14 protein-coding genes are annotated in these 14,597 nt (G+C 50.5%); 8 read left to right on the top strand and 6 right to left on the bottom strand.

Translation table 11 applies throughout. The annotated features are described in order from the left end of the window. Positions 1-87: 87 nt before the first annotated feature. Both pflA and FDX11_RS06170 read left to right on the top strand, forming a co-directional pair. Positions 88-828 (top strand): pyruvate formate lyase 1-activating protein, encoded by a 741-nt coding sequence (gene pflA / locus FDX11_RS06165; RefSeq protein ID WP_003035751.1) that lies wholly within the window; start codon positions 88-90, stop codon positions 826-828. A gap of 238 nt (positions 829-1,066) precedes the next feature. Beyond that, a complete protein-coding gene (locus tag FDX11_RS06170) occupies positions 1,067-1,861 on the top strand; it encodes a hypothetical protein (RefSeq protein WP_061381867.1) in 795 nt (264 codons plus the stop codon). Positions 1,862-1,866: 5 nt separating this feature from the next. On the opposite strand, the gene FDX11_RS06175 is transcribed toward FDX11_RS06170, so the two are convergent. Beyond that, the gene (locus FDX11_RS06175) at positions 1,867-2,715 is read right to left on the bottom strand and encodes a MurR/RpiR family transcriptional regulator (RefSeq protein WP_042309464.1); all 849 of its coding nucleotides are present in this window, start codon (positions 2,713-2,715) and stop codon (positions 1,867-1,869) included. A 121-nt stretch (positions 2,716-2,836) separates the two neighbouring features. Between FDX11_RS06175 and FDX11_RS06180 the strand changes: the two genes are divergently transcribed. The 5 genes from FDX11_RS06180 to FDX11_RS06200 are packed head-to-tail and all read left to right on the top strand — an operon-like array spanning position 2,837 to position 6,605. Then, positions 2,837-3,112, top strand: a complete 276-nt coding sequence (locus tag FDX11_RS06180; protein WP_042309466.1) for a PTS sugar transporter subunit IIB — start codon at positions 2,837-2,839, stop codon at positions 3,110-3,112. A gap of 17 nt (positions 3,113-3,129) precedes the next feature. Next, positions 3,130-4,395: a PTS ascorbate transporter subunit IIC gene (locus FDX11_RS06185; protein ID WP_042309469.1), complete on the top strand. Its 1,266-nt coding sequence runs from the start codon at positions 3,130-3,132 to the stop codon at positions 4,393-4,395. A 12-nt stretch (positions 4,396-4,407) separates the two neighbouring features. Continuing rightward, positions 4,408-5,208 (top strand): transketolase, encoded by an 801-nt coding sequence (locus FDX11_RS06190; RefSeq protein ID WP_061381868.1) that lies wholly within the window; start codon positions 4,408-4,410, stop codon positions 5,206-5,208. After that, a complete protein-coding gene (locus FDX11_RS06195) occupies positions 5,205-6,116 on the top strand; it encodes a transketolase family protein (protein ID WP_042309472.1) in 912 nt (303 codons plus the stop codon). Before FDX11_RS06190 ends, FDX11_RS06195 begins: the two co-directional genes overlap by 4 nt. 51 nt (positions 6,117-6,167) lie before the next feature. Then, complete coding sequence (locus tag FDX11_RS06200; RefSeq protein WP_061381869.1) at positions 6,168-6,605, top strand: PTS sugar transporter subunit IIA; 438 nt, start codon at positions 6,168-6,170, stop codon at positions 6,603-6,605. Between the two features lie 4 nt (positions 6,606-6,609). Here FDX11_RS06200 and FDX11_RS06205 read toward each other — a convergent pair whose 3' ends face one another. Beyond that, positions 6,610-8,031: an amino acid permease gene (locus tag FDX11_RS06205; protein WP_137397635.1), complete on the bottom strand. Its 1,422-nt coding sequence runs from the start codon at positions 8,029-8,031 to the stop codon at positions 6,610-6,612. Positions 8,032-8,244: 213 nt separating this feature from the next. Then, positions 8,245-9,393 carry an MFS transporter gene (locus FDX11_RS06210; protein WP_042309480.1) on the bottom strand — a complete coding sequence of 383 codons (1,149 nt, stop codon included), beginning with the start codon at positions 9,391-9,393 and terminating at the stop codon, positions 8,245-8,247. Between the two features lie 385 nt (positions 9,394-9,778). On the opposite strand from FDX11_RS06210, the gene ycaC reads away from it, so the two are divergent. Continuing rightward, positions 9,779-10,405 carry an isochorismate family cysteine hydrolase YcaC gene (ycaC, locus tag FDX11_RS06215; RefSeq protein ID WP_137397636.1) on the top strand — a complete coding sequence of 209 codons (627 nt, stop codon included), beginning with the start codon at positions 9,779-9,781 and terminating at the stop codon, positions 10,403-10,405. Between the two features lie 111 nt (positions 10,406-10,516). On the opposite strand, the gene FDX11_RS06220 is transcribed toward ycaC, so the two are convergent. The 3 genes from FDX11_RS06220 to dmsA are packed head-to-tail and all read right to left on the bottom strand — an operon-like array spanning position 10,517 to position 14,454. After that, a complete protein-coding gene (locus tag FDX11_RS06220; RefSeq protein ID WP_042309484.1) occupies positions 10,517-11,380 on the bottom strand; it encodes a dimethyl sulfoxide reductase anchor subunit family protein in 864 nt (287 codons plus the stop codon). Position 11,381: 1 nt separating this feature from the next. Then, on the bottom strand, positions 11,382-11,999 hold the full coding sequence (locus tag FDX11_RS06225; protein ID WP_137397637.1) for a DMSO/selenate family reductase complex B subunit: 618 nt from the start codon (positions 11,997-11,999) through the stop codon (positions 11,382-11,384). Between the two features lie 10 nt (positions 12,000-12,009). Next, positions 12,010-14,454: a dimethylsulfoxide reductase subunit A gene (dmsA, locus tag FDX11_RS06230; RefSeq protein ID WP_137397638.1), complete on the bottom strand. Its 2,445-nt coding sequence runs from the start codon at positions 14,452-14,454 to the stop codon at positions 12,010-12,012. Between the last annotated feature and the right edge of the window lie 143 nt (positions 14,455-14,597).

Here is a 14,597-nt window from a genome sequence, read left to right on the forward strand (position 1 = left end):
TGGATAGCAGCCAAAACAGACTCGACACAGTTAATAACTGTGCACTAACACAGGCCCCGGATGGGCCACATCTGGAGAAACACCGCAATGTCAGTTATTGGTCGCATTCACTCCTTTGAATCCTGTGGCACTGTAGACGGCCCGGGCATCCGTTTTATTACCTTCTTCCAGGGCTGCCTGATGCGCTGCCTCTATTGCCATAACCGTGACACATGGGATACGCACGGCGGTAAAGAAGTCACTGTCGACGAATTAATGAAAGAGGTGGTGACTTATCGCCACTTTATGAACGCCTCCGGTGGTGGCGTGACGGCGTCCGGCGGCGAAGCCATCCTGCAGGCTGAGTTCGTACGTGACTGGTTCCGCGCCTGTAAAAAAGAAGGCATTCACACCTGCCTGGACACCAACGGTTTTGTTCGCCGCTACGATCCGGTCATTGATGAACTGCTGGAAGTCACCGACCTGGTGATGCTCGATCTCAAACAGATGAACGACGAAATCCACCAGAATCTGGTCGGCGTGTCTAACCATCGCACGCTGGAATTTGCTCGTTACCTGTCGAACAAAGACATCAAGGTGTGGATCCGTTACGTGGTAGTACCAGGCTGGTCTGACGATGACGACTCCGCACACCGTCTGGGCGAGTTTACCCGCGATATGGGCAACGTTGAAAAAATCGAGCTGCTGCCTTATCACGAGCTGGGCAAACACAAATGGGTAGCGATGGGCGAAGAGTACAAACTCGATGGCGTGAAGCCGCCGAAGAAAGAGACCATGGAGCGCGTAAAAGGCATTCTCGAGCAGTATGGTCATAAAGTGATGTATTAATGTTTATGCATTAAGGAAGTAAATCATGGATAGATTTTTGCGATACGGAATATTCGCACTGCTCTTTATATTCCATACAGCTTCGGTCCGGTCAGATTCCGGACCGAAGATTCGTTATCTGTATAACGATGACACCACCGAAGAAACAGTCGCTTTCTTTACCAATACTCATTGATTTAACCGACAGTGAGTTGGTTGCTGCCCGCTTCTACCTCTCAGGCCACTAAAGGATTTCACGATGAGAGTAATTGTTTCAGCATTTTTTTTGCTGTTCGCTCAGAGTACGAATGCCGCCAGCACCTGTGATATCAACACCATTGTGCAGCATGCGTGGCCGGATGCAAAACCAGCAGCGGAAGGTAAGATGCTCACCAAAAGCAATCAGGTTATCGATATCACGGGCAACTCAGCGCAAAGCGTAATTTGCCGCGTCTGGCCCGCTCATCCGGAACTGACATTGGCGGCGATTCCGCTGATGGCACAACAGGATAACGATTACGATCATACTGGCGATCTGGAACTTTTGGTACTGGACTCCGCGAGTCTCGACGTTAAACAACGATTACGCCTGCCCGAAAGGATGAATGACGACGCAATTCGAATTTCCGGTCTGATACTGGATACCGCTCGCTGGAAAGTCGCCACTAACCAAACCGCATTTGGCTTGCGGATAGCCCGCACCGGCAGTTCCCGTGTAAATCCATTTAGTCAAGATGTGCTATCGCTGTTTGTTATTGAAAATCACCAACTACGAACGATATTAAACGGTATCGTCCTTGAAAACAGTACCGGGGAATGGGACGGGAACTGTGAAGGAACATTCAACGATATTACTCGTACCCTCTCACTTACGCCTGACTCGCATAATGGATACGTTGATATTCGTGTAAGCGAGAAAAGTGTAGCATCCAACGCCAATCTTCAGGCTAATGCTGAGTGTACCTCAAAAGATAAGTCCAGCAAGGCGAGCTGGACCCTGCTTTATAATGGAAAACAGTATGTCGTCCCCAAAAATCTGGCGCCGCTTGAGTAAACGGTTCAGGACATAAAATATTCCGAGAGCTTATTCGCCACGCTTTCAATTGAGAAAATGCTCTTCTGATGCGCTTTACGGCACTCCGCATAGCGCTCATCTTGCTCCTCCAGCGCATTGAGTAATTTGTCCGCCACCATCATTGCACCGGCGATTTCTGCAAAACCATACTCCCCCTCACCTTTCAGGGCCACGGCGGCCTGTAGATTCCAGTCCGAAAGACGGCTAAGCGGCGCAAAGGTGCCGCGGGTCAGCGAAAGGATCCGCGCGCCATGCTGCTTCGCCAACGCCAGCGCTTGCATCATATCAGCCGATGCCTGCTCAGTGTGCACCACAATGATTCCCTGGCTCTGCGGTTCAACCATCATGGATGAGGTTGTGAGGTAAAAACGATCGACAAAACTTGCCGCCTTACCCATTTTAATCAGGTTCATTTGTAAGAACAGCGCTACGGGCACCGCCGTACCAACAGCGTATATCGCGACAGAATTAACCTGGTTGATCCACGCCGCAGCAGCCTGTAATTCTTGCGTATTAATGATGGCATGGCTGTCACGAATGCTCGCCACTACGGCAGAGACCTCATCATTTTCCTGCTCTTCAGGACGCGCAGCTCCCTGCTCCAGCGCAAGCGCAGTTCTGAAATCAGAAAAACCTTTAAAACCAAATGCGCGGCAAAAACGGGTAATACTCCCTTCACTGGTTTCAATAGAATCCGCTAACTCCGTGATCGTATGTCTCATCACAAAATCAGGGTTCTCCGTCACAAAACGGCCCACTTTTTCCAGAATTGGGCTTAACCCTCCAGCCTCATTTCTGATATTTATCAGTAAGTTAGTGTCAATCTGACTCATTTTTCGCCTTTTTGCTCAAAATGCAAACACAGTCACATCTTTCTGCCCACGTTAAGATAATAATTTTTTTCACAACAATAGCAATGAAAATAATTATTTTTACAAAACAGGAGAAAAATAAATGAAAGGTCTCATTGTCTGTCGTACCGGTATGGGCAGTTCCTTAATGCTCAAAATCAAAGCGCAAAAAATCATCGACAAGCATGGCTGGGATATTGAACTCGAACATGACGTATTGTCCGGTCTTGCCACCTGGCAAGGGATTGATTTTGTTATCACCATGCGCGACCTCACCGATGAAATCGAAGCTGCTGGATTCAGAGCCATCGGTATAACCGACTTGATGAATAGCGAAGAAATGGAAACTGCGCTCACCAGCGTAATTCAGGGCAACTAACCTCTCCCGGAGGCAATATGGATCTCCTCAGGTTTATTGTATTCGACATTTTGGGTGTAACCCCACTTTTAGTTGGATTTATTGCATTAATCGGTCTGCTCATTCAACGCAAGCCGATTGAAAAAGTATTATCTGGCACCTTCAAAACCATCGTTGGATTTCTGGTCTTTGCGGGTGGCGCGGGGCTGGCGGTGACATCTCTGGGTAATTTCCAGACATTGTTTAGCGATGGATTTGGACTCAAAGGAGTGATGCCGTTGGCGGAAGCGCTAACCGGCCTGGCCCAAACCAAATTTGCCATGTGCGTATCCCTCATCATGGTTATCGGCTTTGGCTGGAACTTACTTTTTGCTCGTATTACACCGTTTAAATACATTTTTTTGACCGGCCAACATAATCTGTATCTCTCGGCATTGCTCACCGTCACGCTGAAAGCGCTCGGTTACAGCGATGGCGTTACGATTATGGTTGGTTCTGTATTGTTAGGCCTTGCTGCCTGCATCTACCCGGCCATTGCCCAACCGTGGATGCGTAAGATCACCGGCAATGATGAAATCGCCATGGGTCATTACGTCACACTGGCTTATGCGGCCTCAGGCTGGATTGGCTCGAAGGTCGGCGATCCCAAAGAGTCGACGGAGAAACTGAATCTCCCCGGATGGCTGGGGATTTTTAAAGACTACATTGTCTCAGTCTCTATTTCGGTCAGTATTTTCTATTACATCGCCGCACTGGCAGCAGGGAAAACAGCGGTTACCGCGGTAGCAGGTGGCATGCACTGGTTGGTCTACCCGCTTTTTCAGTCACTGACCTTTACTGCCTCGCTTTACATCATTATTACCGGTGTTCGCTTACTGCTTTCAGAGATCGTTCCGGCATTTCTCGGGATCTCGGAAAAATTCATTCCTAATGCCAAACCGGCGCTCGACTGCCCGGTTGTATTCCCTTACGCACCAACTGCTACCGTACTTGGTTTTATCTCTTCGTTCGTCGGCGGACTGGTGGTGATGGGGATACTTGCGCTGATTGGTCAGACGGTAATCATCCCCGTCGCGATCCCCTATTTCTTCATTGGGGCAACGGCTGCCGTCTTTGGCAACGCTTCAGGAGGCTGGAAAGGCGCAGTGGTGGGAAGCTTTATTACAGGCATTCTCATCGGCATTGGTCCCGCACTTATCTACCCGATTATGGAGTCGGTAGGACTTTCCGGTACCAGCTTCCCGGAAACCGATTTCGTCGCGCTTGGTCTGGTGGTGTATTACATCGGCAAAATGCTGCCCTGATAAGGAGTAAACATGAATATTGATGAATTGAAATCTCATGCGCGAGCTGCTCGCCGCGATATTGTCACCATTATTTACGAATCCGGTATTGGTCATCCCGGCGGCGCACTCTCCATTATTGATATTCTGACCTGGATTTATCATGAAGAAGTTCGTCTGAATGAAATACCTCGTGCCCGTGTGGTGATGAGTAAAGGCCACGCCGTCGCGGCACAGTACGCCATGCTGTATCAATTGGGGAAAATATCCCGCAGCGAATTTAGCACCTTTCGTCAGATTAACTCGCGTCTGCAGGGACATCCGAGCGTGAAATCACTTCCCGATGTGGATGCAACGACTGGACTGCTTGGCCAGGGTCTGTCAATTGCCTTGGGGATGGCTGCTGCCAAAAATCGCGCGGGGGATCCCAACCGCGTTTTCGCAATCATCGGCGATGGTGAGATGCACGAAGGCCAAATATGGGAGTCACTGCAACAGGCCGCTCATATGCGGATGGACAATCTGGTCGCCATCATCGACTACAACGGTTTTTCCTCACACGATCCGGTCAATGACGTCATCAATCTCGAGCCACTGGCCGACAAAATCCGTAATTTTGGCTGGCACGTACTTGAGCTACAGGATGGTAACAACATGTGCCAGGTTGCCGACACTTTGCAGCTATCTCGTTATCTGAAAGGCAAGCCGGTAGCTATTATCGCCCGCACCACCAAAGGCAGCGGCGTGAGCTATATGGAAAATAACGGCGACTGGCATTCTAAAACACCCAGTGCGGAACAATACCAGCAAGCTATGGAGGAATTACAGTCATGAGAGCACCACGCGATGAGATTGGTAATGCCCTGCTCGCTTTGAGGGAGAAAGGCTATCCAGTTGTCGTTATCGACAGCGATTTGGCGAGCTCCACCCGCACCGATCAGTTTCAGAAGATCTGGCCTGAAGCATTCTTTGAAATGGGAATTGCCGAAGGCTCCGCGATGAGTTTCGCCACAGGTCAGGCATTGGAAGGTAACATTCCTTTTTACGTTAACTTCGCGATGTTCGTGACTGGTACAGCATGGACACAGCTTCGTCAGGCTTGTTACGCAAAGGCCAACATTAAGCTGGTCGGTAGCCATCCAGGTATGGATGACGGCCCGGATGGCGCTTCGCACCATGCGCTGGAAGATCTAGCCCTGACTCGTGTATTGCCAGGAATCACGATTCTGACTCCGGCAGATGCCGAAGAAGTTGAGGCTGCATTTGAGCAGGCAGTAAACATCCCCGGCCCTGTCTACATTCGTGTTGCCCGGGAACCGATGCCCGTACGCGATAAATCAGTCGTCCCCCGAGTATCCGATATCGAGGCCGTGGAGAGTTCAGGTAACGACTTCGCCATTGTTTATGAAGGAACAGTTCTTGAACAAGCGAGTACGGGTTACGCCCAGCTCAGTGCGCAGGGGAAAAGGGGCAAACTGATTCATGTGGCAACGTTAAAACCGTTCAATCGTCAGCGTTTCCTGCACCTCATTGCCAATTGCCCACGTATCGTCACGATTGAAAATCATACGATTAACGGCGGACTGGGTGGCCAGATTGCTGAAGTGCTGGCTGAAGAAGGAATCAACTCACGATTGTGTCGGCTTGGTACGCAGGACACATTCACCGAATCGGGCAACAGCCGGCAACTGAAAGAGAAATACGGAATTTCAGCCTCTGCAATCTGTGAAGCACTCAAATAATCTGGTTGGCAGACCGTTACACGGTCTGCCAACTACAATGGGGATAAAACGATGCTATCTACGCTATTTTCAGCCTGTCAGTTTCGCGAACAATGCGGCACCTGGCAGGAAGCCGTGCAGTTGGCCTGTCACCCTCTCGAAGTGCAAGGCGTAATTACACATAGTTATACTCAGGCAATCATCCATGAAACAGAAAAACATGGCCCATGGTATATATTAAGTCCAGAATTTGCCCTGCCTCATGCTCGACCGGATGAAGGCGTGATTGGCAGTAAAACACATCTGTCGCTATTGAGCCTGAAAGAAGCAGTCCTGTTTCCCGGATACCCGGATGTGCGGTTAATCATTGTTCTGGCCGCAGCCAACAGCACTCAACATATCGAAATGATCCAACAGTTGGTGTGCTGGCTGGATGAAGCGGAGCGCTTACACCAGTTATCCCATACCACCAGCCTGGCGCAGCTTCTCTCTATTCTTGAAGTGAGTTAACGCATTACTGTTTCCTGCGCGCCAGAAGCGGGAAAATCAGCCCCAATCCTACCAGCACAAACGGCGTCACGATATTCAGCGTGAGCTGGAATGTCCACTCAGGGGTAAAGGCTTCCATTTTTGGGAAAATCCCGGTCAGACAAGCGAAAGCGGTAAAAGCGAAGCACCAGATCCCCACCATCATCGCCAGTGAGCGGTTGCGGATAAAGACATATTCCGGCTTATATTTCTGCGCCAGACGGATAACAGCGATAAACGCCACAAACACCCATAAATAACGCAATGGCATCACAACGGAGTTAAGATTTAGCAGCCATTTGTACAGATTGTTCATGTCGCCAATTCCCAGCGTGGGCAACATAATCAAAATTGCCACCAGCACCAGCGTCAGAATATAACCATTTACCGGTGTGCCGGAGGCATTGGTTTTACACAGACTTTCCGGAATATATTTACGGTCAGCATCGCCCAGCAGAACTTTAAGCGGTGCATCAATAGAAAATACTAATGCCGCAATCTGTCCCAGCGTGTTGGCGATCGCATAAATAACCATCAGCGAATTACCCATACCATAATACTCGCCCAATTTCTGGAATGCGTAATACTGACCATTGGTCATAAGATCGTCTGGGATATGCCGGGAGTCAAACATCATTCCCATGGCCAACGACCCGAGGATCGCACACACTGCCACCATAACAGCCAGGACGAGCATCCCTTTCGGAAATTCTTTACCCGGATTACGCGTCTGATTAACGTAAGGCGAAATTTTCTCCGCGCCACCGACGGCAAAGACCAGCATGGAGATTGTGGTGATATAGGTAAAATCGATATGTGGGATAAACGATTCCCAGGTGATATTGGTTGTCGCTATATGCACATCGGTAATCGCTGGAGCGGTTACCGCCATCACGACATACAAAATAGACATCACAAACATGGCGATACCCGCCACTGACCCAACTATTTTCAGTGATTTCATGCCGCGGGATGCAATCCACATGAAAAAGACAAACAGCGCCAGTGTCAGTCCCTGCAACGCCACGACGGTGTATTCTTTTATTAGTGATCCATCCCCCTTCAGCGCCCATCCCAGCGCAATCAGAATAGCCTGCGGCTTTTGAGCCAGATAAGGAATATGTACAACCCAATAGGTCCAGGCAGCGAGATAAGCAAGCCCTGGACCCATCGTGTGTTTTATCCAGGTGCTGACGCCGCCTTTCCCATCTTTAAAAGTAGAACCCAACTGTCCGACGATCAGCGCATAAGGAATAAAATAGAGCGCAAAAATAAATATCCATGAGGAGACAACGACCAATCCCTGATTAGCATAGTTGTTAACGACGTTGCCAAAACCCCAAACGGTAATAAATGACATTAAGGCGATGTTGTACCATCGCAATTGTTTTTCCTGCACACCAGCCATACGCGATCCTTCGAGGAAATTTTATGAGTATCGATAAATCAGGCGTGGGATTATGCGCGGTAAAATGAGCGAGCGGAAACGGCAGGATGTAAAACTAAAATCTTCTGCACACTTTATTTTCAGGGCAAAAGCGTGTGATTAAATAATGCAGGTTCCCATAAAGCGTACAAAAACAGTATGTATGGGAACCTGTTCGTATTCTGTTAAAACAGGTCAAATATGCGCGATAGAATTGGGCGTGTGGCCCGTCTTGCGCAGCAGCATCAGTAAATAAATAAACGATACGCTGGCAATCATGATAAACAGCAAGCTATCTGAATAATTCTGCATCAGCATAGCGGTAAACGACGGGCCAAGCAGACTGCCAACGGTATAGCTTAATAGCAAAGCCTGATTCATGGCCACCAGTTGATGATGTTCCACCTTTTCACAGGCCCATGCCATCGCGACCGGATAGAGAGTAAAACCTGCCGCACCCAACATAAATAATGCGGGGGCCATCGCCGCCTGATTCAGCATAGCAATACTCCCGACGATAACCACAAAGACCTGGACGCGTAAAACCAGCAGGCGTCCCAGTTTGTCCGCCAGGCGGCCAATCGGCCATTGCCCCAGAATACCGGCGCTAACCAAAACTGCCATCCAGAAACCAATGCTGGCATTGCTCACTCCCTGATGGTTCAGATACAGCGGCATCAGGCCGTACAAAGAGCCCAGAACAATCCCGGAAATAATGCAGCCATTAACGCCCAGACGCGCCTGTCGCAGCTTCAGCATCGATACAATAGGGGTGGAGTGCTGTTCATTACCCTGCTGATTGGCAATCCGCGTAAAGAGCAGCGGCAGAACCCCAGCCAGGATGGTTCCCGTCACCCACGGCAGCACGTTCATCAGTTCTGTTGATACTTTACTGACCAGCAATTGCCCTAAAAACGTCCCCACGTAATAGATCATCATATAGGCGGCAAGCAAACGTCCGCGATTGCGCGAAGTCCCACTGCACATCAGCGCACTTTCCACTACCACCCAAATCATGGCGCAGCCAACGCCGGCAATGAAGCGCCAGGTCATCCAGCTCCAGAATCCAACCATAATCCCCAGTCCAACACAGCCCGCGGCAAAAATAAACGAGGCGATGTAATAGCTGCGGTTAAAACCAAGGCGTTTAATTAGATACCCGGTCAGCAACGTCCCTACCAAATTACCGGTAAAGTAGGACGAACTCACCATACCTACCTGCCAGGTTGGCAGATTTTCATGGGCGAGCCAAAGCGGGACGAGCGTGTTTAACACGGCGATCGCCAGGGTCAACAGAAGCAGCCCGCACAGCAGCAGCATGACGGGACGGGTATAGATGGACATGAATAAAAACCGTGAGGAAGCTCAAATTTCATGCGCATCATGCCACTGCTAAAAACATTGTCAATCGGCGCAATCAGAGGGCTGAGGCGCTTTCTGGACGATCGATTCGTATTACTGATTCTTAATGTGAATGGATAAATAACAGAAAAATACATCTGCTTGTTTTTATTGATCTAAAACAAAAATCTCACGTTTCGTTCAGTCGAAAAATTTCATGGACTCCCCTTACTTTTATTTCTTACTAAACTCTATGCGAGATGCAGAGCGGTATTGTCTTCGACATAGAACAGTAAGTTCTTATTTATACTTCCGGTCCGGATACCGTTCTTTCTCCAGACTTAAACTCATCAAATTTCCCGCACCGATGCCGAACAGGAGAAATATCATGACTAAACCTTACGTAAGACTTGATAAAGATAATGCGGCAGTATTGCTGGTCGATCATCAGGCTGGCTTGCTCTCTCTGGTTCGGGATATCGATCCCGATAAATTCAAGAATAACGTGCTTGCCCTGGGTGATTTGGCAAAGTACTTCAAGCTCCCGACTATTCTGACCACCAGTTTTGAAACAGGGCCGAACGGACCGCTGGTACCGGAACTGAAAGCTCAGTTTCCCGATGCGCCCTATATTGCTCGCCCGGGAAACATCAACGCGTGGGATAACGAAGATTTCGTGAAAGCAGTAAAAGCGACCGGCAAAAAGCAGCTGATTATCGCCGGTGTCGTGACGGAAGTTTGCGTCGCCTTCCCTGCGCTATCCGCGATAGAAGAAGGGTTTGACGTCTTTGTCGTCACGGATGCTTCGGGTACATTTAACGAAATCACCCGCCATTCAGCATGGGATCGGATGTCGCAGGCTGGTGCGCAATTGATGACATGGTTCGGCGTCGCGTGTGAGCTGCACCGAGACTGGCGTAACGATATCGAAGGTCTGGCGATGTTGTTCTCTAATCACATTCCAGATTATCGCAATCTGATGACCAGCTACGACACGTTAACCAAACAGAAGTAAAAAACCGGGGCGAAAAACCTGGCGTGACATAATGCCGGATGACAAGCAGCGTTAAGGCCTACGGTTCTGTAGGCCGGATAAGGTGCGAGCCGCCATCCGGCATATTATGGATTAGCTTGCAACCGCCATGCCGACGGTCATATGCAGGCCATAGAACACGCCACGACCAATCAGCTCGCCGACTATCAGCAGAATAAACGCGACGGAAAGCAGTGGTATTGCGGGCTGGTAACCTTTGACTTGCGGTACAATCCAGCAGCACAGCGCTAACGCCAGTGCCACGATCCGCCAGGCCATCAGCGAGCCATAATCCGGAACCAGCGCAGACGCCTGTTGAATCGAACTGTGGATCGTCGCCAGTTCGGCCCCCTGCATTACAGACATAATGGCGCTCACAACCAGAGCAAGCACTGAAATGGCTGGCAGCAGACGCATCGCCCAACCGTCAATACCGGCAATTCTCAATAGCAGATATCCCAGCAGCGGACCGCCCATAAACAGCGTCAGGAAGAAACCCAGCGGCGTCCAGACGCTGTACCAGGTCGGCACGGTATCAATGGTGTTATACACACGCACCATCATCCAGACAAAAATGACGCCCAGTACCATGGTGACAACTAACCACAGATTGCGTAATGCGGGCGGCATTTTTTTCAACATCGCCAGCAGCCAACCGATGCCGCCAATGGCAAAGAACACTGAACCGCTGGCGATTTCATTGCTCAGCGCAGAAGCGCCTACGCGATTGAGCGAGTTAAAGGCACGCATCGGCGAGCCCAGGTGAAGCATAGAAGCAATAAAGCCAATGCCCATCAGTACCCACAGCCCGAACATGCAGGCGATTACCCGCTGCTGCGATTCAGGACGTAAGTCCCCTTTCATTAACGCCAATGCCAGAACGATAAAGCCACCAACCACACACTGTCCGAAGACCGTAAAGATCATCAGCGGCCATTCATGCCATCCACTTCCCATCTTACACCTCCTTCGGATTGGCCAGATAACCCGTGGTATCCCCAGTCGGGCGGCTATTGGCGTTAGGTTTGATGACAATGCTCGGTTTGGTGAAGTGCGCGCCCGGGAGTGGCGCAACAGCGGCCAGAGTACCGTGTTTTTTACGCAGTTCGTCAATCGGACCGAAATCCAACGCACGCAGTGGGCAGGACTCGACGCAGATAGGTTTCTTACCTTCAGCGACGCGCTCATGGCAGCCATCGCATTTGGTCATATGTCCTTTGTCCGCATTGTACTGGGGCGCACCGTAAGGACAGGCCATGTGACAATACCGACAACCAATGCACACGTCTTCATCCACGACGACAAAGCCATCTTCACGTTTGTGCATCGCGCCGCTCGGACATACCTTGGTGCAGGCCGGGTCTTCACAGTGGTTACAGGCAATAGAGAGGTAATAGGCAAAAACGTTTTGGTGCCAGACACCATTGTCTTCTTGCCAGTCGCCACCCGCGTACTCGTAAATGCGGCGAAAACTGACATCCGGGGTTAAATTTTTGAAGTCTTTGCAGGCCAGTTCGCAGGTTTTGCAACCGGTGCAACGGCTGGAATCAATAAAAAATCCATACTGGGTTGTCATCGGTTACTCCTTACACCTTTTCAACCTGAACAAGGTTCGTATGTGACGGATTCCCCTTCGCGAGAGGAGAAGGACGCTGAGTCGTCAGGACGTTAATACAGCCGCCCTGATCCACACGCTTCGTGTCCGGGTCGTACCAGGCCCCTTCGCCTAATGCCACCACGCCGGGCATCATACGCGGCGTCACTTTCGCTTCGATATGCACCTCGCCACGATCGTTAAAGATGCGTACCTTGTCGCCGTTGTTAATGCCACGTCGCTGCGCATCCAACGGATTGATCCACATTTCCTGGCGGCAGGATGCTTTCAGAACATCTACGTTGCCATAGGTCGAGTGGACGCGAGATTTGTAGTGGAAGCCGGTCAGTTGCAGCGGGAATTTCTCCACTAGCGGATCACCTAAGCTTTCAAAGCCAGGGGTATAAATCGGCAATGGATCGATCACATCCCCTTCCGGCAGTTCCCAGGTTGCCGCGATCTCGGCAAGCTGCTGCGAATAAATTTCGATCTTACCCGACGGCGTGGTGAGCGGATTGGCTTTGGGATCGTCACGGAACGCTTTGTACGCCACGTGATGCCCTTCAGGATCTCGCTGCTTAAAGATGCCTTGTTTACGGAACTCTTCAAACCCAGGCAATTCAGGAATGGCTTTGCGCGACTGCTCATACAGATGACGCATCCACTCTTCCTGAGAACGACCTTCGGTAAACTGCTGCTCGACGCCAAGGCGTTTCGCCAGCTCGCTGGTCATCTGGTAGATAGTCTTACATTCGAAACGTGGTTTGATCGCCTGATCGGTGAAAATCACATAGGACATGTTTCCGCAGGACGCATCCAGCGCGAAGTCCATCTGTTCGGAAGCGGTACAGTCTGGCAGCAAAATATCCGCATATTTCGCCGAGGAGGTCATATGGCAGTCGATGACAACGATCATCTCGCACTTCTTGTCATCCTGCAGGATTTCGTGCGTGCGGTTAATATCAGAGTGCTGGTTAATCAAGCAGTTACCAGCATAGTTCCAAATCATTTTAATCGGAACATCAAGCTTATCTTTGCCGCGAACGCCGTCACGCAGCGCCGTCATCTCCGGACCACGCTCAATAGCGTCCGTCCACATAAACATTGAGATGCTGGTTTCAACAGGGTTTTCCAGCGTGGGCATACGCTCAAACGGCAGACTGTAAGAGCCTTCACGCGCACCGCTGTTGCCGCCATTGATGCCAACATTACCGGTCAGAATGGCCAGCATAGAAATAGCACGGGTCGCTATTTCACCGTTAGCATGACGCTGCGGCCCCCACCCCTGGCTGATGTATGCCGGTTTAGCGCTGCCAATTTCGCGCGCCAGTTTGATGATACGGTCAGCGGGAATACCGGTAATCTGTGCCGCCCATTCCGGGGTCTTGGCAACACCGTCAGTCCCCTGCCCAAAAATATACGCCTTATAGTGGCCATTCTTCGGCGCGTCAGCTGGCAAGGTTTTCTCGTCGTAACCCACGCAGTATTTGTCGAGAAACGCCTGGTCCACCAGGTTTTCGGTGATCAGGACATACGCCAGACCATTAACCAACGCCGCATCTGTACCAGGACGGATCGGGATCCATTCATCTTCACGCCCCGCGCCGGTATCGGTATAGCGGGGATCGATAATAATCATCCGGGCATTGGATTTCTGGCGCGCCTGTTCAAGGTAATAGGTTACCCCGCCCCCGCTCATACGGGTTTCGCCAGGGTTATTACCAAACAAAACAACCAGCTTGCTGTTTTCAATGTCGGACGGGCTGTTACCGTCGGCCCAGCCGCCGTAGGTGTAGTTCAACCCGGCAGCGATTTGTGCCGAAGAGTAGTCCCCGTAGTGATTCAGGTAACCACCACAGCAGTTCATCAGACGTGCCACCAGCGTTTTACCCGGCGGCCAGGAGCGCGTCAGGGTGCCACCCAGCGTACCGGTGCCGTAGTTCAGATAGATAGATTCGTTACCATAGTCTTTAATCAGACGCTGCATGTTGCTGGCAATAATCTCGTACGCCTCATCCCAACTGATGCGCTCAAATTTGCCTTCGCCACGCTTGCCGACGCGTTTCATCGGGTATTTCAGACGATCGGGATTATAAACGCGACGACGCATCGAGCGACCACGCAGACAAGCTCGCACCTGGTGCAGACCGTCATAGTTGTCATCGCCAGTGTTGTCGGTTTCGACATACTTTATTTCACCGTCTACCACATGCATCCGCAGTGGACAGCGGCTACCGCAGTTTACCGTACACGCGCTCCAGATGACTTTCTCATTGCGCTGCGTGGGATTAATGGCTTCGGCGGCATTGGCAATACGGGTAAATGGCAGGGTAAACGCGCTACTGGCCACCGCCAGTCCGCCTATCGCCGTCGTTTTTACCAAACCGCGGCGACTAACCTCAGCTGCCAGCACGGCATCGGGGATCTTAGTTTTCATAGGGGCTCACTCTGCTGCTCACAATAAACCAAAAATAAATACTCGTTGTATATATTTTTATATATCGCTAGTATTAATATACAGACTGGTAGATACTGACTTTCATTCGAAGGCAGTATTACTCCTATGTGGGTAGTGGTTAT

Source organism: Citrobacter sp. wls714 (assembly GCF_005281025.1).
GTDB lineage: Bacteria > Pseudomonadota > Gammaproteobacteria > Enterobacterales > Enterobacteriaceae > Citrobacter > Citrobacter werkmanii.